This is a genomic window from Aidingimonas halophila (genome assembly GCF_900106955.1).
Classification (GTDB): Bacteria; Pseudomonadota; Gammaproteobacteria; order Pseudomonadales; family Halomonadaceae; genus Aidingimonas; species Aidingimonas halophila.
This window is the reverse complement of record NZ_FNNI01000002.1, coordinates 90,725-112,145: the sequence shown is the minus strand read 5'-3', so window position 1 is coordinate 112,145 and position 21,421 is coordinate 90,725. Positions and strand designations below refer to the sequence as shown.

Sequence of the window (21,421 nt, the reverse complement as noted above, 5' to 3'; positions counted from 1 at the left end):
ATGACCATGTTTTATATTTACTGCCCCTACTGCGAGGAGCATCGCGAGGAGGAAGAGTTCCACCCCAAGGGCCAGGCGCATCTCGCTCGCCCCGAGGATCCCGATGCCTGCTCGGATGAAGAGTGGGGCGATTACCTGTTCTTCCGCAACAACCCACGCGGTATCCATCACGAAATGTGGGTGCATGCGTTGGGCTGCCGAAAATTCTTCAATATCACGCGGCACACGGTGACCTACGAGATTCTCGAGACCTACAAGATGGGTGAGCAGCCGACGATCACGGCGGAAACAGAGGCCTCCCGGCCGGCAGCGACTGCCTCGTCGACAGACGATCGGGTGTCTACCGAGACCAAGGGTGCACAAGGAGTTCAGGCATGAGCCAGTCAGCCAAGCAACCCAATCGCCTGGCAGCAGGTGGCTGCGTCGACCGCAACCACACGCTGAACTTTACCTTCAACGGGCAGGCATACACCGGTCATCCGGGGGATACCCTGGCCTCGGCGTTGCTCGCCAATGGCGTAGACCTGGTCAATCGCAGCTTCAAGTACTCGCGTCCGCGTGGAATCGTGGCTGCAGGGTCGGAAGAGCCCAATGCAGTGGTGCAGTTGGGTGCCAGCGAGGCAGCTCAAGTGCCTAATGTGCGCGCCACTCAACAGGCACTCTACGAGGGCCTGGTTGCCCATAGCACCAATGGCTGGCCCGATGTCCAGAAAGATCTGATGGGCTGGATCGGCAAGTTGGGGGCTCCCTTCATGCCGCCCGGCTTCTATTACAAGACCTTCATGGCCCCGGCATCGATGTGGATGACCTACGAGAAGTACATCCGCAAGACGGCTGGGCTCGGGCGTAGTCCGACCGAGACGGATCCGGATATCTATGACCACATGAGCCAGCACTGTGACGTGTTGGTCATCGGTGCCGGGCCGGCTGGGCTGGCTGCGGCTCTGGCGTCGGCGCGTGCCGGGGCTCGGGTCATCCTGGCCGACGAGCAGGAAGCGATGGGCGGTTCGTTGCTCGATTCCCGCGAGTGTCTTGACGATCGTCCGGCAGGTCAGTGGATCGCCGATGCGCTTGCCGAGCTCGAGCGGCTGGAGAACGTCACCCTGCTGCCGCGCACTACGGCCAACGGTTATCACGATCACAACTTCGTGACGCTTCACGAACGGCGTACCGAGCACCTGGCAGACAGCGCCCCGTCTATCGAGGGGCGGCGTCAGCCACGCTCACGCCTGCATCGCGTGCGTGCCGGCCAGGTAGTGTTGGCCACCGGTGCCCATGAACGTCCGCTGGTGTATGCCAACAACGATGTGCCGGGCAATCTGCTGGCGGGTGCCGTGTCCACCTATATCCGTCGCTACGGGGTGATACCCGGTCGCAGATTGGTGCTGACCACGAGCAACGACCACGCCTATCGCGCCGCGCTGGATTGGCTCGACGCAGGACATGATGTCGTCGCCATCGCGGATGCCCGTGAAACCCCCGATGGCGAGCTTGTCGAGCAAGCGCGGGCTCGGGGTATCCGTATCATTCCCGGCAGCGCCGTGATCGAGGCGAGCGGCAGCAAGCGGGTCACCGGTGCGCGTATTGCCCGAATCGACCGAGAGGCCTTCAAGGTCATCGGCCCCGTGGAAACGCTCGATTGCGACACCATTGCCAGCTCCGGAGGCTACAGCCCGGTCATTCACCTGGCCTCCCATACCGGGGCCCGCCCATCCTGGAACGAGACGATCCTCGGTTTCGTGCCCAATACCGTGAAGGGCGTTGCGGCGGCAGGCGGCGCACGTGGCATTTATCCCCTGGCCGACGTGTTGGCGGATGGTGCGGATGCCGGCGCCAAGGCGGCGGCGTCTCAGGGCTTCGAGGCCGTTTTCGAGACGACCGCTCTGCCTCGAGTACCGGCGATCCGGGAAGGCGAGGCCTGTGCGCTCTATCAAGTGCCGCATGAAAAAACGACGTTGCGTGCGCCCAAGCAGTTCGTGGACTTGCAGAACGATGTCACCGCGGCAGCGATCGAACTGGCCACTCGTGAAGGCTTCGAGTCCATCGAGCATGTCAAGCGTTATACGGCCATGGGCTTCGGCACCGACCAGGGCAAGCTCGGCAACATCAACGGCATGGCCATCGCCGCACGCTGTCTGGGACGCTCGATTCCGGAAGTCGGTACCACGGTGTTCCGTCCCAACTATACACCGGTCACCTTTGGTGCCGTGGTCGGCCGTCATTGTCGTGAGCTGTTCGACCCCGAACGTTATACCGCGATGCATCAATGGCATGTCGAGCAGGGAGCGGAGTTCGAGGATGTCGGCCAGTGGAAGCGCCCCTGGTATTATCCGCGCCACGTGAATGGCCGGCTCGAGTCCATGCATGAAGCGGTGGTGCGCGAATGTCGGGCGGTGCGTGAACGTGTCGGTATCCTGGATGCTTCGACGCTGGGCAAGATCGACATCCAGGGGCCGGACGCGCGCGAGTTCCTTGGCCGGGTCTACACCAACAAGTGGGCCAAGCTGGCGCCCGGCCGTGTCCGTTACGGCCTGATGTGCAAGGACGATGGCATGGTGATGGACGACGGCACCACCAGCTGCCTGGGTGAGAACCACTTCCTGATGACCACCACTTCAGGAGGCGCCGCCGCAGTGCTCGAATGGCTGGAAATGTGGCACCAGACCGAGTGGCCGGAACTCGACGTGTATTTCACCTCCGTCACCGATCACTGGGCGACCATGACCGTGACCGGCCCGGAGGCGCGCAAGCCGCTTGCCGAGATCACCGATATCGATCTGGACCGCGAGTCCTTCAAGTTCATGGATTGGCGGGAAGGCAACGTCGCCGATGTGCCGGCGCGAGTTTTCCGGATCTCCTTCACCGGTGAGCTGGCGTTCGAGATCAATGTGCAGGCCAATTACGCCATGCATGTCTGGAAAACGCTATTCGAGCACGGTGACAAGTACGGGCTGACGCCATACGGCACCGAAACCATGCACGTGTTGCGTGCCGAAAAGGGCTTCATCATCGCCGGCCAGGATACCGATGGCTCGGTCACGCCGGAAGATCTGGGCATGTACTGGGCGATCGGTTATGACAAGCCGTTCCCCTGGATCGGCAAGCGCGCCTTGTCGCGTTCCGATACGCGTCGCACGGACCGCAAGCAGTTGGTGGGCCTGCGTCCCGCGGACCCTGCCGTCGTACTGCAGGAAGGCGCACAGATCGTTTTCGATCCGCAACAGGCAATCCCGATGACCATGGTCGGTCATGTCACGTCCAGCTACTACAGTCCGACCCTGGAAAGCGGCTTTGCCCTGGCGGTCGTCAAAGGTGGCCATCAGCGCCTTGGCGAGACCGTCTATCTACCCATGGCCGATGGCACCATTCACGAAGCCGAGATCGTCGGCACCCAATTCGTCGACCCGGAAGGAGAGCGTCAGAATGTCTGATATCCGCCAATTCCAGACGCATCCCGAGGTAGATGTCGCCACTGAATCGCCGCTCGCCTATTCTCTGCAGCGATCCGGCGCGCCGGCGATCACGTCGACCTCGCAGGTCATACTGCGTGAACGGCCCTGTCTGGGGCACTTGATCCTGCGCGGTGGAGCGATCGTTCTCGATGAAGCGTTGCGCGAGGTGCTGGGCCTGTCGCTGCCCAGCCAGCCTCATGGGCTGAATCATGATGCCAGTGGTGAACGCTCCGTGCAGTGGCTGGCACCCGACGAGTGGTTGTTGATCGTGCCGGGAGGCGAAGAGTTTTCGCTCGAGTCCCAACTGCGTGACGTCCTGGGCGACTCTCATGTCAGCATCGTCAACGTCAGTGGCGGTCAGACGGTCATCGATATCGAGGGCGAGATGGCCCGTGCGGTACTGATGAAGTCCTCGCATTACGATGTCCACCCGTCGGCGTTTCCGGTTGGCAAAGGCGTGACGACCGGGTTCGCCAAGACCTCGGCGATCCTCCGCCGCCCATCGGCATCACGGTGGGAATTGGTGATACGGCGCAGTTTCGCTGATTACCTCTACCGCTGGCTGCTGGATGCCGGGGAAGAGTACGGCATCGGCGTCGAACGCTGACGGAGGTATCGAGCATGAGCGCTTCACCGCCAGCCTGGACCATTGCCGCGCAATCGCCGAGTCGCTTGGGAACCGTGGATGTCGTTACCCGGTTTCTCAAGGAGCAGCGCTGCTATATCACCGAGCTCAACTCCTTCGATGATCGGTTGGTCGAACGTTTTTTCATTCGGGCCGAGTTCCGTCCCGAAGATGACGACTTCGATGTCGACGCTTTCAGTGACGCATTCGCGTCGCGTGCCGACGAATTCGACATGACCTTCGAGTTGACGCCGCCCGAAGCGCGCATGCCGGTCGTGATCATGGTGTCCAAGGCGGATCATTGCCTCAATGATTTGCTGTATCGCTATCGTATCGGCCAGCTTCCCATGGATATCCGGGCGGTCGTTTCCAACCATCCCGACCTCGAACCGCTGGTCGCCTGGCATGACCTGCCTTATTACCATTTCCCGATCACGCCCCATACCAAGGCCGAGCAGGAAGCCCAGGTCTGGCGGGTGATCGAGGAAACCGGGGCGGAGCTGGTCATCCTGGCGCGTTACATGCAGGTACTCTCCAGCGACATGTGCCACCGACTGGCGGGGCGAGCGATCAATATCCATCACTCGCTGTTACCGGGCTTCAAGGGCGCCAAGCCCTATCATCAGGCCTACGAGAAGGGTGTCAAACTGGTCGGGGCAACGGCGCACTATATCAACGACGATCTCGATGAGGGGCCGATCATCACCCAACGTGTTGAAGCGGTGAGTCATGCCGACTACCCGGAAGACCTGGTCGCCAAGGGGCGTGATGTCGAGCGCCTGACGCTGGCGCGCGCCGTCAGCCATCATATCGAGCGACGTGTCTTTTTGCATGCCCAACGTACGGTCGTTTTCGACCGCTGAGACATCGAGTAGCCGCGCACTGACTGTCGTAAATCCATGAGCCTGTAGGTGGCAGTCAATCAAGCAGAGGGTTGCCGGGTGCGGTTTCATGGCTGGATGGCGATTCCAGTAACGGGACATCGGCGGTAGTGCCGGTGCCCGTCAACAACAGCGATACGCCCAGTGCCAGGATGACAAGCCCACCGCCCAGTGCGGCCCAGTCTAGCAGGTGTCTGGCGCGGCTGGACCGAGATTGTCGCGCCAGGCGGCGTTCCGCCCAGCCTCTGGCCATCACGCTGGCTAGCGCGAGGCTGGAGACGGTGAGCGCGGTGCCGGCCGCCATGACCAGCACTGCCAGCACACCGGCCCAGAAATAGCCCATCAGCGACGCAGCGCCGAGAAGTATTACGCCCCCGCTGCAAGGACGTATGCCGATCGTCGCGATGGTGATCAGTGCCGTAGGCCAATCGCCAGCCTCGCTCGGCGAGATGTGATGGTCGCACTCGCAACTGCCGTGATGGTCATGTGCATGATCGGCATGGGGACGTGACGGCTGCTGTCGTAATCGGCTCCCGGCCCGCCAGCATAACCAGAGCCCAAGCAGCGTGACCATCAGATAGCTGGCGTGTTCCACCCATACGACCGAGCCGACCGTATGGCGTGTCAGCCAGCCGAGGCCATGCACCAATACGGCGACCAGGGTAATGGCCGTCAAGGCTTGCAACAGGGACGCAGCACATGACAGCGCCAATGCACGTCGCCAGGCACCTCCCTGGGTAAGCAGGTAGGTGCTGAGTACCGCCTTGCCATGGCCGGGGCCTGCGGCATGAAACACGCCATAGCCGAAACTGACACCAAGCAATACCGACCAGGTGGTCGCGGACGGCGTCGCCGACAGTTGGGCAAGCGCCTGGGTGAGGGCGTGATGCAGATCGCGTTGCCATATGACCAGTTGCAAACTGATGCCTCGGCCTTCCTGAAGCAACCAGACGAGCACGATGACACTCAGCAGGAAAGTACCTGCGATCAGCAAACGCCGGGGCAGGCGTGATCCTTCAGTCATGACCGTCATGAAAGGCTCCTTCGCAGGGCGGGATGATGGAATGGTATGAGCATGGGATCATGGGGCACATTGTACCTCGCCAGTTTCGGCGAAAAATCGGCCCAGGCCGTCCGGTGCGTCGTCGGTCTGATCCAGTCGAGCCGCTTCCGCCACCCGTTCCGGATCGGGGTCGGCGGGGATAATACGTGTCGTGCAGTCATTACCAGTGACTGAAAGTGCCTCGTCCTCCCGGCCTTCGTCATCGGCGTCGTGTACGATCTCGATATAGTAGGTCGGATCGTAGATGCGATACTGCAGCGGCTGGTCTTCCAGTGAAAGGGGCGACGCGAGAGGCAGTCGGAAGGTGAACTCCACCCGCTCGCCACGTGCCATGGTGGTGTATTCCTCGACCCGGCCCGATGGCACCGACTCACCTGCATGAGCGATTTCGGTGAAATACCCTTGAGAGTCGAGGTTGTCACGAATCTCCGTACCCAATTGATCGAGGCGGGCATCCATGGAGGCATCGCTGTCGGCGCGACCCAACTCTTCCAGCAATATCAGGCTATAAAAAGGATCCAGGCGCCAGCGCTGCTGGAGCGCTTCGACGCGACCTTGTTCATCGAGGATGACGCTGACCTGTAGGTCGACCCAGCCATGCGGATGGGCCGCGGCACTCAGAGGGATCATGAACAGTGTGATAGCGATTGCCAGATCGCGACCTCGGGTGACTATCCTGCGAACCAGGTTCACCATCCATGCATCCTCAGTGATGTATCAGAAAGCCAGTGGTAAGAATACCTGTTAAAGTCGCCGCAAGCCCCACATGAAATAGGCACCTCCTACCAGCGAGGCGACGAGTCCGGCGGGCAGCTCTTCGGGATACAGCAGTTGCCGGCCCAGCCAGTCGGCGATCGTCATCAAGACGGCACCGACCAAAGCGGCACCCATCAGTTGTGAACGGCCTCTGGCAAAGCCCATCAAGCGGGCCATGTGCGGCGCCAGAAGGCCGACGAAGGAGAGCGGTCCAACCACCAATGTCGCGCAGGCCGTAAGCAAAGCTACCAAGCCGAGCAGAAGCAGGCGTGCCTGGCCGATATGAATGCCCAACCCCCGAGCGGTCGGTGTGCCCAAGGGAAGAATATCCAGCCAGCGGGCGAATGGTCGTGCCGCCAATGCAGCCAGCAGTGCGCCGGCCGCCACGATGACTGCCGTCGTCAGATCGACATAATAGGTCGAGCCCGACAGCCAGGCGATGACCTGCTGTCCACGTGGATCACCACCGGCTAGTACGATCGCTCTCAGAGCATCGAAGAGTGCGGTGACCGCGACCCCGGTCAAAAGCAACCGTTCCGGCAGGAAGCCGCTGCGATGGTTGAGCAGTACAAGCAGTCCCAGCACGGCCAGCGCCCCCAGGGTACCGATACCGATCATGGTCAGATGAGAGGCCCCCGGCAGAAAATACATGGCGCCGATCAGTGCGATGGCGGTACCGCCGCTGATCCCGAGCACTTCTGGGCTCGCCATCGGGTTGGCTGTCAGGCGCTGGATGAGGGTCCCCGCGACCGCCAGCATGATACCGCTACCGGCAGCCGCCAGCAGACGCGGAAGTCGCCACTCCAGCGTGCTCCACTGGGAGGGACCCAGCCATTGCCAGCCGTCGGCTCCCTGGCCGGTCATGAGAGCCATGATGGCCGCCAGGACCAGCACCCCGCTCAGGACCATCGCCAAACGTTCGGGAGCAGGATGGCGTCGCATGATGGCGTGTTGACCGGAAACGGGATTGCCACCGTGAAGACCCAGACGGGGAATCAGCCATAGCAGCAAGGGTGCTCCCAGTGCTGCGGTGGTGGCACCGGTGGGTATCAGGGTGGGCAGAGCGCCGGAAAACCGTTGCAGCAATAGGTCGGTACTGGCCAGCAGGAGCGCGCCGAGCAAGGGTGCCCAGACCAGACGCTGACTGAGTCGCCTCGCGCCCGACAGCCTTACGATGGCCGGCGCCGCCAGACCGATGAAACCGATCACGCCGACTACACTGACCACACAAGCCGTCAGGAACACGCCCAGGCCGAGTCCGGCCAGACGTACAGACTTGAGTGATACGCCGAGGCTGCGGGCATTGGCATCGTCGAGATCGAGAATCGCCAATGGCCTGAGCATGATGGCGGCCAGGACGGCACCGACAACCAGCCGTGGCCACAGGAATCCGACACCATCCCAGCCACTTTGGGAGAGCGAACCGGCACCCCAGATCAGCAATCCCTTGAGCGTTTCCTGATGGAACAATAACAGGGCCATGCCAAGCGCGCCGGCATAGAGATTGACCACCAGGCCGGCCAACACCACGACCATGGGGGCCAGGCCGCGCCGCCAGGACAACAGGAAAACCAGGCCCATGGCCAGGCCGCCGCCGGCGAGGGCGACCCACTCACGCCCGAAATCGAACAGCCAGGGAGCCATGAGTGTCGCGACCATCAGCCCCAGATTGGCGCCACTGGCGACACCCAGTGTGGTGGGCGCGGCCAGGGGATTGCGCAGGACCTGCTGCATCAGTACACCGGCCAGACCCAGGCCGGCGCCTGCCAGCAGGGCGATGGTCAGGCGTGGCCACCAGCCGTAATGCAGCACGAGTTGAGTGGCGTTACCCGCGTCTGGAGCAAACAGTGCCTCGAGACCGGTCGACAGAGGGCTGGCATGTTGAAGTGCCAGCCCGGCCAGCCCCAAGGCGAAAAGCGAAAAGATCAAGCACAGCCGGGGCGGTGTCAGACGATAGGGTATGTCAAGCACGGTCGGCGTCCTCCAGAGCCTCGGTGAGCAGGTCGGCGAACCGTTGTGCCGAAGGCAGTGCACCGAAGGTCCACACCGGATCGAGCCAGATCACATCGTCGCGTTTCACGCTGGGGAGCTGTTGCCACAGGCCGCTGTCAGCCAACCGAGCTTTGACACCGACCGGTAGCGGCTTGATCACCACCAAACGGGCCTCGATGCCCATGAGGTCCTCAAGACCCACCAGCGAGAAGCCCCAGGCATTGGTGGTACCTTGCCAGGCGTTCTCCAGTTCCAGTCGATCGGTGACAGCCTGCAACAGGCTGTGATCGCCGAACACACGGGCGTGGCGCTCATCCATCAACTGAATCATCAACAGTGGCCGATCATCGGTGGACGACAGTGTCTGGCGTTGACGTTCCAGGCGTGTCTCCGTCCGCTCGATGAGCGCATCAGCTTCCGCTTCTTGATCCACCATGTCTCCCAACCGGTGGGTTAGAGCAACCAGCTGGTCCCATAGCTCGCGCTCGCCGTTGTAGAAGTCGAGGGTTTCCACCTCGGCAATGCGTGACAGCTTGGGCGTCAAGCCAGCGAACATCGGCGAGATCAGAATACGCGAAGGATCGAGTTCCGAGAGACGTTCCAGGTTGGGCTGAGTCCGCAGACCGAGATCGACGACGTCATCCGGCAATTCCGGTTCCCCGACCCAGGCATGATAGGCATCGACCTGAGCGACGCCGGCAGGAGGGGCATCCAGAGCCACCAGCGTCTCGGCCAGGGTCCAATCGATGGCCGCGATGGCATCATCGTTCGCGAGTACCCCGCTGGTCGGCAATAACGTTATCCAGAGCAATGTGAACCGCCGGATCCAACGGCAAACGGTGTGGAGGAACAAGGGAACGGTTGGCAATGAAGGCCTCGAGTCGGTCATCGCAGGCGGTAGTCAATGAATCACGGCAATGGAATGCTTGCCACTGGGATGAGACATGATATGCATGGGGATGCCGTAGATGGCTTCCAGGGTGTCGTCCGTCATCATGTCGCCGGGGGAACCCTGGGCGAGAACCCGGCCGCTATGCAGGGCGACAAGATGGTCGCAATAACGCGCCGCCATGTTCACGTCATGAAGCACGATGACGACACCTAACCGTAACTCGACACACAGTTGACGGATCAAGGTCAGCACCTCGATCTGATGTGCCATGTCCAGCGCGGCCAATGGTTCGTCGAGCAGCAGAAAGCGGCTCCCTTGTGCCAGCAGCATGGCGAGCCAGACACGCTGACGCTCACCCCCGGAGAGCGTATCGACCAGCCTGTCGGCAAGATCCTGTGTGTGCGTCAGTTCAATGGCGCGTTCGATCTGGCCATGATCCTCTCGGGTCAGCCGGCCCAGCAGGCCATGCCAAGGATAGCGACCGAAACCGATCAGTTCACGGCCGGTCAGCGTTTCCGCACTGGGAAGATGTTGAGGGAGATACGCTACCTGCCGGGCAAACTCCCGGGGAGACCAGTCCACCAGTGGACGCCCGTCAAGATGGATCTCACCGCTGCTGACGGGTTGCTGTTGGGCCAGCAGCTTGAGCAGGGTCGATTTCCCCGAGCCATTGTGACCAATGAGGCCGTAGATCCGGCCTTCGGAGAACGTCAGGTCGGTCGGGTGAAGAAGACAGTTGCCATTGACCTCGAAGGTCGCGGCCTTGACATCGAACATGTTGGACTCCGCGTGCAGAGGCTGGCGCATAGGCGCTACACTGAGGGTGGCAAACTCGAACATCGTCATACCAAGCATCACGACGTTGATGGGATGCCATACCAAGCGCCAACTCTAAAGCAAATAAGAATAGTTATCAAAGTTCAGCCGGGCCCGACGTGAAACATGTCGGCACCATGATTGATGATTTGCCCTTGAGTTCGTCGAATTCCATCCCCATACAGTGAGATGGCATGCAGGAACAGTGGTGAATCCGTCGGGTGTTGCGTACATGCACTGGCGCAGGCCACTATTCTCGAGCCCAAACCATAAGGAGTTGATGATATGCCACACACTCTCCCCGAACTGCCGTACAGTTACGACGCGCTGGAACCCCATATCGATGCCATGACCATGGAAATTCACCATTCACGGCATCATCAGACATATGTGAACAATCTCAATGGCGCCCTGGAAGGCACTGGCCTGGAAGAGGTCCCGGTCGATGAGTTGATTGCCAACCTGGACCGTGTGCCGGAAGCCAAGCGTCAGCCGGTAATCAACAACGGCGGCGGCCACTCCAACCACTCCAAGTTCTGGACCATGATGTCTCCCCAGGGTGGTGGTCAGCCGACGGGTAAGGTGGCATCTGCCATCGATAGTGAACTGGGTGGTTTCGATGCCTTTAAAGACACGTTCAAGAAGACGGCGCTGGGCCGCTTCGGTAGCGGTTGGGCATGGTTGAGTGTCACGCCGGAGAAGAAACTGGTCGTTGAAAACACGCTCAATCAGGACAGCCCGCTGATGCACGGCAACACGCCGATTCTGGGCATTGACGTCTGGGAACATGCCTATTACCTGAAGTACCAGAACAAGCGCCCGGATTATGTCGAGGCGTTCTTCAATGTCGTCAACTGGGACGAAGTCGAACGTCGTTATCAGGAAGCCGTTGCCTGAACGGTGGTCTGACGACAACGGTTGATCCAACCGTTTATCCAAGCGCCGCGATCCTGAGGGATTGCGGCGCTGTCAATTGCGAACCCGTCTGTCACAGCCTTCCAGCGGACAATTTCCGCAATAGTCAATCTCCGGCAGCAGATAGCGCAGGCAACAGAGCTTGCGTACCCGTTTGACGTCCTGATTCCGTGACTCGATGTAGCGTATCGGGCGATACAGCGGGTTGCGGCGCCCATCGGGATAGTGGCGTGATTCCAACAACGCTTGTGCGTCTTTGGCAATACCGGGTGAGGCCTGGGGATGTTGCTCGATCATTGTGGCGTAATGTTCGAATACATTACCCGCATTGCTCCAGAAGACCCGGGGGGACGCACCGGATAAGGCAGAAAGCGTCGTGAACAAGGGCGCCAGGTGACCATCGAGCAGTGTCTCGAAACGTATGAATGGGCTTCGCGACGCGAGGGGAGTCCCTTCGTGGGCCAGGCAAAGGCGTTCGGTTCGACCCTCGGATGTCACGACCAAGCGAGTATCCTCGAGGGCGATTGGCAATTCGCGCTCGAGGATCAGGTTGGCGAGCAGCGTCGGCGCCAGTACGGCATTGATATGCCATTTCGACCATAGGGAGGCGACGGCTCGCCGGTCGCCATGATCGTACTGGGCGGCGAACTTTTCCAGCAGCGCATCCAGTGTCTCTGTGTTCTGCAATTCGCTGCCCGTCAGGGCATGTTCCGGGGGCGCGCCGATATCGGGAGGTGACAGCGCGTCGAGAGGCCCCACATACAGATCGCTCAGACATGGTGCGGTCACTGTGGCAAACGGCGAGTGAGCAGGTGCATTCATGGCTGAACCTCTGACGTGGGAACCTCCACTGTAAAGTCAATACGAATCGTTATCAACTGTGTCGATCATTAGAAATCATAACTGATCGTGGCGGTGACGTTGCGTTCGGCACCGAAATAACAGTGTTGAAGCGAGTTGCACGAAGCGACGTACTCTTTATCGAGCAGGTTGCCGACCTTGAGCCGAGCGCTCATGCCTCCCAAACCGAATTGTTCGAGATCGTATCCAAGGGTGGCATCCACCAGCGTGTAGTCGGGCACTTTCTCGGTATTGGCACGATCGGCATAGATGTCGGCGTAATAGCGTACGCCCAAGCCGGCATCAAGTCCTTCGAGGGCACCTTCCTGAAAGGCATAATGGCCCCACAAGCTGGCCTGATGGCGAGGTGCATAGATGGCATGGCTGTCTTCCTCGCTCTCTACGTCGCTCTTGGCGTAGGTGATGTCGGTATAGCTGTAAGCGGCTTGCAGGCGTAGTTCGTCCGTCAGTTGCTTACGGGCTTCCACTTCCAGGCCTTGTGACTCGATCTCGCCGATGGAGCGGTAAGGGTCGGTAGGCTGCTCCTTAGTCGCCACGTTTTCCTGGTTGATGCGGAAAAACGAGAGACTGTAGCGGTCTTGCGTACCCGGTGGCTGGTACTTGAGGCCCGTTTCCCACTGCTCGCCCTCCATGGGGTCGAGCACATCGCCGTCGATATCGACGAAGCTGGTCGGTGTGAAGGCCGTGTTGTAACTGACGTAGGGTGCGACCCCGTTATCGAACAGATACAAGAGCCCCGCGCGGCCGCTGAAATAGGTTTCGTCGAGCGTATCCTCGTGATCGGCCAGCTTCTGCTCATTGGTGATCGAGACCCAGTCGTAGCGGCCGCCGAGCGTCAGTCGCCAGCGATCGAACGCCATCTGATCCTGTAGATAAACGCCAGTCTGGGTCAGTTCGTGGCGTTCGTCGTTGGTAACGGCGATTTCCCCCACGTGATCGACACCATACTGCGGGTCGAAGGGATTTACATTGGGAAAGGCCCCCGAGGTATAAACGACGTCGTTCTCGCGCTTCTGATAGTCGACGCCCACCAGCAGGGTATGATCGATGAAGCCGCTCTTGAGCTTGGCTTCCACTTGGTTATCGATGGTCCAGGCATCGAGTGACTCCTCGGCACCATAATAATAACGCTTGAGCTCATTGCTGTTCCCGCCGACCCAAACGTTTTGCCCTATCAAGTGACCTGCATTGTCGTAAACGTACTCAGCACCTTGGGCGACCTGATCCATATCGACATCGGTATTTAGATAACGCACTTTCTGACGCGCGGTCCAGGCGTCATTGAAACGGTGCTCGAGGCTGTAGCCAAACATGCGCTGAGTGCGCTCGAACTTGTCGTAATCGGCTTCGCCGTCGAAGAAGTTATTGCTGATCTTCTGGCCATTGTGGCTTTCCACCGCTCCCTCGTAAGGCACGCCGGAGTGGTAACCGCCTTCCGGATCCTTTTGCAGATACGCCATGAACGACAGGGTCGTGTCATCGGTAACGTCCCAGGTCACCGAGGGAGCGATGGCATAGCGCTCCTCCTCGACTGGGCCGAACTGCGTATCCGCGCCGCTGGCCAACCCCACAACGCGATAGGCAGCACGACGCTCGTCGTCCAGCGGCCCCGTGAAATCGAATGCGGCGCTGCGCTGACTGTTGTTCCCTACGCTGAAGCGCAGTTGACGCTGCGTGTCGAACTGCGGCTGCTTGCTGGTCATGGCCACCAGACCACCGGGAGACGAACGGCCGTAAAGTACCGAGGCCGGCCCTTTGACGACCTCGACGTTCTCCAGGAAATAGGGATCAACCACCATCGAACTGTAACCATTGGTATCCCCCATCACCTTGAGGCCGTCGAGGTAGGTATTGTCCAGGCTGCCGTCGGAGAAACCGCGCATGACCATGTAGTCGTAGCGATTGGAGGCACCGACCTGGTTGGTATAGACCCCAGGCGTGTATTGCACGGCGTCCCTGAGCGTGCGGGCCCCACGTTCGTCCATCTCCTCACGACTGACCGTGGAAACGGATTGCGGCGTCTCGATGAAAGGCGTCTCGACCTTGGTGGCGGCCTGTTGGGCCGTCACGGTAACTGTCTCCAGCGAGTTGGAATCATCATTGGATGATGCCGTGGACGTCGTTTCGTCCTGAGCCCACGCGGGTGTCAGCATACTGCCTGCCAGGAGGGCGATTGCCAGAGAGAGTGGATGTCTTGTCAACATGAAACGTATCCCTTGATGTGAATAATTCTATTAATGAGAATTATTCCATTTTTTGGGTGGCTTCTGGGTATGCGTGCTGACAATAAGCGTATGGTCAATGACTCGAGCGATAGGGTGCGCATCATTAAAATGCGCTGGGTGACATACCGTAGCGTCGACGGAACGCCGTCGAAAAGTTGGTCGCATGCCGGTAACCGACAAAATGGGCGGCTTGCTGCACACTGAATCCCTGCAAGAGATACTCCCTGGCCAGTTCGAGTCGGCGATCGCGTAGATAGGTGAACAAGGGTTCGCCATATAGCGAACGGAACTTGTTGCGAAGGCTGCTGGGGCTCATCGACGCCAGCTTGGCAAGGGCTTCCAGCGAGTGTTCTCGGGCCGGCTCATCACGCAATAGATTGCGGATGCGTTCCAGCCGTTGCCGCTCTTGAGGCAGGAGTGCATGCTCGCGCGGCTCTAGTGAGCCGGAAAAGGGCAGACCATGGGCGAGCAATTGCAGTGCCAGTCCTTCGAGCAGAAGCTGGCGCTGCATGCCTCGCCATGCATGACTGAAACCATGATCCAGTGATGGAAGGAGATACCCAGGCAGATCCCAGGTGTGCAGTTGGAAGTCGGCGTCCTCTAACCATTGTCGCAGTGCTGCATCGTTGTCGGCGTGTTCGCGAAGGGCGTCGGTGCTCAACGAAAGGTTCAATGTCCTGAGATGCTGTCCGGGCGGTTGGGATGCACTCAGTGCCAGGGTATTTCCCAAGCGCGTGCTCATGGCCATGCCCTCGCTCAGCAATCGCTCTTGCTGACCAAGACGAACGCGAACCTGCCCCTGGAGTATCACGACAATGAATAGCGGAGTCGCCAGCAGTGAGGTCGATTCGTATGGCTCGATAACCTCGATATCGGATGCCGTCAGGCGTATGCCCGGACGCAGCAGGAACTCCTCGACGTTTCCCTGAAAGACCGTGGCACGCTGCTCGTCATGGGGCGCGCAGTTGGAGGTCAACATCGGAAACCGATACGCAATACCGTAATGATCGCCGAAGCGGCGCAAGTCAGAGGCGGAAAAGCAGTTTAGTGTCGATGGTTCCGGCATGGCGGCGTGTCTCTAGGTCTCGGTGTCTCTAGATGCAGTGATCCTTCCTGAATGTGTTGAACGGCCATCCTTGCTGCCTGTCGAGCGGACTGATAGTTGCCGCAAATAAGAAATAGAATCATTATTGACTGTAACGGGTCATGCGTCACAATACAATGCAATGCACCATTTGTGGGTCGACAAGGATCGTTCATGGAACTGCTGCGTGTCGTCTGCCGATACTATCGCTGGGGTCGCAACTGGCACTGACCACGTTAGGTCACCATTTTGTCTACCAACTGCGCGGCAAACTGATCAAACGCATCCTGGATACCGATATCGAACGCCTCGAACAGTTGGGGAGTGCCCGGTTACTGGCCAGCCTCTCCAGTGATATTCGCTATATCACCGTAGCGTTCGTGCGTTTGCCGGAATTGGTGCAGGGTATCATTCTGACGCTGGGGCCGTCCTCTACCTCGGCTGGTTGTCGCCCAGCATGCCGATCGTTTGCTGGAGATGCGTGATGGCGGCCTTGTCGAACTGACCGGCGAACAGCGCGAACTCGCCAGCCGCGATGCCGTTGCCAGAATCGATGAATGACGGCGCTTCAAGGGGGCTGATGCCCTTGTTCCTTCATCCAGGACCCTACATATATGCAGTGATCATTTCTGAGAGTTTTGAATAGCAATCCTTGTCATAAGGGAGATACCTCGATGGCATTCCAGACGAGGCTTTCGGAGGGGCCGTCGTCCAGGTCGGAGCACATATCGACACGCAGGATCGTCGTCGTTTCGCATATGACCTGCAGGCGGCCATGCTCACCATCCTGCTCCCATCGCCACAGGATGCGTCGCCAATGCTCGTTTCCGGTATCTTTCAGCAACACCAGGCTGGCCGTCTCCTGCCGTGGTTCCAGGAAGGTCAGGACCGCGAGTTGGGCACACTGTTGCGCGGGTGTCAGCCGTGAGTCGCCGCGATAGCCGGGCAGGAAGCGACGGCCTCGCGCCTCGGCCTGCAGGAAGGGCAATGCCTGCCGTGGTGTGATGCGGCCGTACTTGCGCACCGGCGACAGCAGGATGATGCTGGCGGCGAGGCGGCAGCCGCCCAGATGGCTGCTTTCCCAGACATCGAAGGGCAGCCCGTGTGCCGCGACGACCTGGGCCAATTGCTTGTAGGTCTGGTAACCATACTTGGCGCAGCACTTGTCCTTCTTGCCGTGGGTACAGCACAGCAGTAGATCCCCGGCGACCCGCCCCCGTTCCCATTCCGTCAGCGGTGCCTCTGCCTGCCAAGCGGCCAGGAACTCCTCCAGCTCCTTGCGCGGCACGACGAAGCGTCGGCGCTCGGGCATCAGCAATATCTGGTGGACGTCACCGGGCTGGTCGCGGCGATGAATCAGGTTGACCCGCCGACCGTCGGCGGCGATGGCGTCGAGGGTTTGCACCAGGCTGTCCGGCATGTCGCTAGCCTGGCGCAGGTTACGTGTCCACTTGGCGCGAGGCCAACTGATCAGGAGATTGTGCTCAAAATGCGCTGCACTCCCGGCCAGCGGATCATCCTGCTCACGGCTGAGATCGGCGCAGAATCGATGGCTCATGAAACACGACGCTGGTGGGCGGTGGGCTGGGAACGCCGATGGGCTCCCCGTTTTTTGTGGGGAACGCAGATCGGGCTGCCGGTCTCGGGATCCTCGAGCACATGGGCATCGAGATCGAAGACATGCTTGAGATTGGTGGCCGTGAACACCTCCTCTGGCGCGCCACTAGTGACAATATGACCTTCACGCATCATCACCAACCGATCCGCGTAGGCCGCCGCTAGATTCAAGTCGTGCAGTACCAGCAGCAGGGTACGGCCGTGCTCGTGGGCGAGGCGGGATAGCAGCTCCAACAAGTCCACCTGCACCTTGAGATCGAGGAAGGTGGTGGGTTCGTCGAGCAGGATCAGGTCGGTTTCCTGAGCCAGTACCATGGCGATCCAACAACGCTGCCGCTGACCGCCGGAGAGCGCATCGACACTACGCTCGGCGAACTCCGTGACATCGGTATAGGCCATCGCCTCGCGAACGGCGCGAGCATCCTGCTCGGCATCCTGTTGCCACAACCGTTGATAAGGAAGGCGTCCCATGCCGATCAGCTGTCGGACGGTCAGCCCCTCTGGTACGGAAGGGCCCTGCGGCAGGATACCCAGGCGCTGGGCCACTTCGCGCGTCTTGCGGCGGTGGATGTCCTTGCCATCGAGACAGACACGACCGGCGCTGGGCGTCAGGGTTCGTGCCAGCGTCTTCAGCAGCGTCGACTTCCCGCTACCGTTGGGGCCGAGCAGCACCGTCAGCTGACCCTCGGCCACCGCCAGGTCGACGCCGTCCAGCACGCGTCGGGACTCGTACCCGGCGTACAGGGCTTCGCCCGTCAGTCGCGGCGGCTTGGCAGGTATCGAGGGCATGGAGTTCGGCTCATCGGTGTAGTTCCTTGATCGAAGCACCCTAAGACAAAAAATTCTCATTTTCAACGCCAAGCATCACGACTGCCTGGCCTTTTCAGCACAATGGATTGTCAGGATATAGCGAACGGATCGATTGAGACGCATGGACAGCCTTGACGCAAACAATTATCGTAATCATTCTTATTAACGGAATGATATCGACGACCCGACGAGTACAACCATCACGATAACTTCGCAATGTGACTAGCGAGGGATGCGCGGATTCACTGGCCAACGGGCGCTGGAAGCCGATGGAGGATAGGCCATCGACGAGATCTGGGGTCTATAGCTAACGGCTCGCAGGAAGGGTGAATCTTTACAGGACGGTATTGTTGCGGAGGCTACATGAGCTACGCCCGTTTCTCTCGCTTACCCGGCGAGATAAGCCGACACGCATCCATGCATGCGTTGCTGAATTGCATCATCAAGGAAGTGGCAATACCGCATGACGCCATGTTCCACCGATGGCCGGACCGGCGGGAAGGCCTGCCGGAGCACCTGCATGGCACACCTCTGCTGATCGAATGGTCGGCATCGTTGTCGCTGTTCGTGATGGTGGATCGGCGCTCGGTGATCGGCAGCCACTTCTACCTATCCGACACCTACCTCCGGGAATCGGGAGCTGCCGGTTGGCATGCCCCCGAGATGGCGGAGTTGATCTCCACCCTGCTGGAGCACTGCCAGTGGCATGACGGGACGCTCAATCGGGAGCTGTGTGATCAGGTTGTGCAAAGTCAGGACATCATGACGGCGATCGTCGCGCATGCCGTCGGGCAGCCCAGACTTCATCCATTGGCGGATTATCGTTGCAGTGAGCAGGGGCTATGGTTCGGCCATCCCAACCATCCCACGCCCAAGGCCAGGCAATGGCCATCCCATCTGTTGCAGGACAGGCCCGCCTATGCCCCGGAATTCAGTGCCACGACGGCCCTGCACCAGTTTTCCTTTCCTGTGGAGGGGCTGAGTGTCCAGGCCAATCGGTTGAGTGACCTGGATGTGCTGTCGCATGTGGCAGACCAGACCCATGCCGAGGATGCCGAGCGAGGGGTGCTCAGCATGCACCCGGTACAGGCCGACCTCTTCCGGCAGGATGCCCGGGTGGCGGAGATGATTCGGGAAGGCATCATCGGCGATCTCGGGCAGAACGGCTGGCCTGCCGCGCCCACCGCTTCCATGCGTACCTGGTACATCGAGGGACACCCCTGGTTCCTCAAAGGGTCACTCAATGTGCGCATCACCAATTGTGTGCGCAAGAACGCCTGGTATGAGTTGGAGAGTACGTTGGTCATCGACCGCATCATGCATCGGCTCGCCCAGAGGAAGGACTCAGTGCTGGAGGCGCTGTGTGTGGCACAGGAACCGGCGACGGTGCACTGGGCGCCGACCGAGGGTGATGATGACGTGAAGCGCTGGTTCCGGGAGCAGACCGGCGTGATCCTGCGGGAGAACTTCTGTCAGCGGTTCTCGCCCGATCACTGCCTGCTCAGCGCGACGCTGTTCGCCCGTGATACCCAGTTAATGCCCATGGTGCTTCCCTTCATCGAGGGGGCGGCTCTCAGTGATGGAGATCGCATACTTCCGTCGGAATGCCGGATTCGACAGTGGTTCCAGGACTATCTGCGCACGCTGGTGGCTCCGGTCATGGGACTGTTCTTCCGTCATGGCATCGTCATGGAGCCCCATTTGCAGAATTGCGTGCTGATCCACGACGAGGGCATGCCCTGGAAGATGCTGCTGCGTGACTTCGAAGGGGTCAAGCTGACCGACGACAAGGGCGTGGACTGGCTCGCGGGGGAGTCTCTGCATCCCCGTGTCAGGGAGTCGATGATCTACCGCCGCGAGCAGGGGTGGAACCGGATCGCCTATTGCCTGCTCGTCAACCATGTCGCCGAGGCGATCCTGGCGCTGAGCTGGCAGCGCCCCGAGCTGGGCGATGCCCTGTGGCAGGACACCCTGGACGAATTGCATCGCGTTCGACAGACCCTGGACATGCCGGCCCCCGAGCTGGATGCGTTGTTGGCGGGAGGGGGCCTACCCTGCAAGACCAACTTCAAGCTACGGCTCATGGCCCAGGCGGACCGACAGGCCCAGTACGTGGCGCTGCCCAGTCCCTGGCAGGTCGCCCGGACGGTGGACAGGGAGGTGGCTTATGGCTGAGCACTTTCGGATTCCCGGGCACATCCTCGATGCCATCGAGGCGCATCGACAGGCATGCCGCGATCCCATGGCGGCGTTCTTCTATGACCTGCCGGCACTCGCGGCGCACGGAAGCGCCATGAAGGCGGCATTACCGTCGGGCGTCGAGCTCTACTACGCGATCAAGGCCAACAGCGAGGCGGCCATCATCGATACGCTGGCGCCCGTGGTGGATGGGCTCGAGCTATCGTCCGGTGGCGAGATCGAGCGTGCCTGCGCCTGTTCGACGCCGCGCCCCTGGGTGCTCTCCGGACCGGGCAAGCTCGACGCCGACATGCGTGAGGCCATGACTCGAGGTGTCGAGGCCTTTCATGTCGAAAGTCTCGGCGAAGTGGCTCGTCTGCAGGCGATCGCGGCATCGCTGGATCGCGTGCAGTCCGTGCTCGTGCGTATCAACCCCTCGCTGCCCGCAGGTCTCAACAGTCGACTGAGAATGGCCGGCACCGCCACGCCGTTCGGTATCGATGAGGCGCAGTTGGCCGATGCCGTGCAAGCGGTGGATGAGGCCCCGAACCTGATGCTTGTCGGCTTCCACGTGCATGCCATGTCGCACCAGAAATGCGAGCAGCGACACCAGCGGCTCCTGGCATTCTATCTGGAGCGCTGGCCCGAATGGCGCGCGCTGGCCCGTCACCCCGAGCAGGTGGTCCAGCTCAACGTGGGGGGCGGTATCGGCGTGAACTATCTCCAGCCGTCCGAGCAGTTCGACTGGCCTGGCCTGTGCCGGGCCCTGGAGCGACGACTGTCGACCATGCACGAGCCGCCGTTGGTGCGCTTCGAGATCGGTCGTTTTCTCTCGGCCTTCTGTGGCTACTACGCGGTTGAGGTGCTCGATACCAAGGTCAGCCATGGGGAAGGCTTCCTCGTCTGTCGGGGCGGCACGCACCAGTTTCGCCTGCCCGCGGCCCAGGGGCACGACCACCCGGTCATCCACTTGCCGCGCGATCCTCGGCGAGCGCGTGAGGGTGAGCGTCGGGCCTGGACCGTGGTAGGGCAGCTCTGTACTCCGAAGGATGTGTTGAGCCGCCAGCAGGCGCTGCAAGGGGTCGTGGTGGGAGACCTGCTGGTGCTGCCGTTGGCCGGCGCCTATGGCTACAACATCTCTCACGCGGACTTCCTGTGCCACCCACGTCCCGATCAGATCTTCGTCTCCGCAAGCCGCGAGAGCAGCGTCCCCGAGACGAGGGCTCAACGGCGCGCCGAGCCGGTGGGCTGAGT

Annotated in this window: 17 protein-coding genes and 1 pseudogene; 8 read left to right on the top strand and 10 right to left on the bottom strand. The window is 60.6% G+C overall.

Features of this window, described 5'->3' with window-relative positions; translation table 11 throughout:
- Window positions 1-6: 6 nt before the first annotated feature.
- Genes BLW01_RS03835 through purU form a run of 4 tightly spaced genes read left to right on the top strand, consistent with a single transcriptional unit; the run spans window position 7 to window position 4,940 of the window.
- Window positions 7-378, top strand: coding sequence for a sarcosine oxidase subunit delta (locus tag BLW01_RS03835; protein ID WP_092568191.1), 372 nt, complete (start codon window positions 7-9; stop codon window positions 376-378).
- On the top strand, window positions 375-3,431 hold the full coding sequence (locus BLW01_RS03830) for a sarcosine oxidase subunit alpha family protein (RefSeq protein ID WP_092568190.1): 3,057 nt from the start codon (window positions 375-377) through the stop codon (window positions 3,429-3,431). The genes BLW01_RS03835 and BLW01_RS03830 overlap by 4 nt, the downstream gene beginning before the upstream one ends.
- On the top strand, window positions 3,424-4,059 hold the full coding sequence (locus BLW01_RS03825) for a sarcosine oxidase subunit gamma (protein ID WP_092568189.1): 636 nt from the start codon (window positions 3,424-3,426) through the stop codon (window positions 4,057-4,059). The genes BLW01_RS03830 and BLW01_RS03825 overlap by 8 nt, the downstream gene beginning before the upstream one ends.
- A 14-nt stretch (window positions 4,060-4,073) precedes the next feature.
- Window positions 4,074-4,940: a formyltetrahydrofolate deformylase gene (gene purU, locus BLW01_RS03820; RefSeq protein ID WP_092568188.1), complete on the top strand. Its 867-nt coding sequence runs from the start codon at window positions 4,074-4,076 to the stop codon at window positions 4,938-4,940.
- A gap of 55 nt (window positions 4,941-4,995) precedes the next feature.
- Here the strand turns inward: purU and BLW01_RS03815 are convergent, their stop codons facing one another.
- The 5 genes from BLW01_RS03815 to BLW01_RS03795 form a co-directional block, all read right to left on the bottom strand.
- Complete coding sequence (locus BLW01_RS03815) at window positions 4,996-5,991, bottom strand: nickel/cobalt transporter (protein WP_229806370.1); 996 nt, start codon at window positions 5,989-5,991, stop codon at window positions 4,996-4,998.
- Window positions 5,992-6,039: 48 nt separating this feature from the next.
- On the bottom strand, window positions 6,040-6,717 hold the full coding sequence (locus BLW01_RS03810; RefSeq protein ID WP_092568187.1) for a DUF1007 family protein: 678 nt from the start codon (window positions 6,715-6,717) through the stop codon (window positions 6,040-6,042).
- Between the two features lie 48 nt (window positions 6,718-6,765).
- On the bottom strand, window positions 6,766-8,748 hold the full coding sequence (fhuB, locus tag BLW01_RS03805; protein WP_217635481.1) for a Fe(3+)-hydroxamate ABC transporter permease FhuB: 1,983 nt from the start codon (window positions 8,746-8,748) through the stop codon (window positions 6,766-6,768).
- The gene (locus tag BLW01_RS03800; protein WP_229806369.1) at window positions 8,741-9,580 is read right to left on the bottom strand and encodes an ABC transporter substrate-binding protein; all 840 of its coding nucleotides are present in this window, start codon (window positions 9,578-9,580) and stop codon (window positions 8,741-8,743) included. The genes fhuB and BLW01_RS03800 overlap by 8 nt, the downstream gene beginning before the upstream one ends.
- Before the next feature lie 90 nt (window positions 9,581-9,670).
- Window positions 9,671-10,438: an ATP-binding cassette domain-containing protein gene (locus tag BLW01_RS03795; RefSeq protein ID WP_092568563.1), complete on the bottom strand. Its 768-nt coding sequence runs from the start codon at window positions 10,436-10,438 to the stop codon at window positions 9,671-9,673.
- A 324-nt stretch (window positions 10,439-10,762) separates the two neighbouring features.
- On the opposite strand from BLW01_RS03795, the gene BLW01_RS03790 reads away from it, so the two are divergent.
- Entirely contained in the window at window positions 10,763-11,374 is a 612-nt protein-coding gene (locus tag BLW01_RS03790) for a superoxide dismutase (protein WP_092568185.1), read from the top strand.
- 72 nt (window positions 11,375-11,446) lie between these two features.
- On the opposite strand, the gene fhuF is transcribed toward BLW01_RS03790, so the two are convergent.
- The 3 genes from fhuF to BLW01_RS03775 form a co-directional block, all read right to left on the bottom strand.
- Window positions 11,447-12,214 (bottom strand): siderophore-iron reductase FhuF, encoded by a 768-nt coding sequence (fhuF, locus tag BLW01_RS03785; RefSeq protein ID WP_092568184.1) that lies wholly within the window; start codon window positions 12,212-12,214, stop codon window positions 11,447-11,449.
- 68 nt (window positions 12,215-12,282) lie between these two features.
- Entirely contained in the window at window positions 12,283-14,457 is a 2,175-nt protein-coding gene (locus BLW01_RS03780) for a TonB-dependent siderophore receptor (protein WP_092568183.1), read from the bottom strand.
- A 124-nt stretch (window positions 14,458-14,581) separates the two neighbouring features.
- Window positions 14,582-15,544 carry a helix-turn-helix transcriptional regulator gene (locus tag BLW01_RS03775; protein ID WP_092568182.1) on the bottom strand — a complete coding sequence of 321 codons (963 nt, stop codon included), beginning with the start codon at window positions 15,542-15,544 and terminating at the stop codon, window positions 14,582-14,584.
- 221 nt (window positions 15,545-15,765) lie between these two features.
- Between BLW01_RS03775 and BLW01_RS03770 the strand changes: the two are divergent.
- Window positions 15,766-16,031: pseudogene (locus tag BLW01_RS03770) on the top strand (multidrug ABC transporter permease/ATP-binding protein); the annotation flags it as partial.
- A gap of 186 nt (window positions 16,032-16,217) precedes the next feature.
- Here the strand turns inward: BLW01_RS03770 and BLW01_RS03765 are convergent.
- Both BLW01_RS03765 and BLW01_RS03760 read right to left on the bottom strand, forming a co-directional pair.
- Complete coding sequence (locus BLW01_RS03765) at window positions 16,218-17,120, bottom strand: ferredoxin family protein (protein ID WP_092568181.1); 903 nt, start codon at window positions 17,118-17,120, stop codon at window positions 16,218-16,220.
- Window positions 17,117-17,968: an ABC transporter ATP-binding protein gene (locus BLW01_RS03760; RefSeq protein WP_092568180.1), complete on the bottom strand. Its 852-nt coding sequence runs from the start codon at window positions 17,966-17,968 to the stop codon at window positions 17,117-17,119. Before BLW01_RS03760 ends, BLW01_RS03765 begins: the two co-directional genes overlap by 4 nt.
- Window positions 17,969-18,352: 384 nt before the next feature.
- Between BLW01_RS03760 and BLW01_RS03755 the strand changes: the two genes are divergently transcribed.
- Window positions 18,353-20,164, top strand: coding sequence for an IucA/IucC family protein (locus BLW01_RS03755; protein WP_092568179.1), 1,812 nt, complete (start codon window positions 18,353-18,355; stop codon window positions 20,162-20,164).
- Window positions 20,157-21,419, top strand: a complete 1,263-nt coding sequence (locus BLW01_RS03750) for a type III PLP-dependent enzyme (protein ID WP_092568178.1) — start codon at window positions 20,157-20,159, stop codon at window positions 21,417-21,419. The genes BLW01_RS03755 and BLW01_RS03750 overlap by 8 nt, the downstream gene beginning before the upstream one ends.
- The last annotated feature ends 2 nt before the right edge of the window (window positions 21,420-21,421 follow it).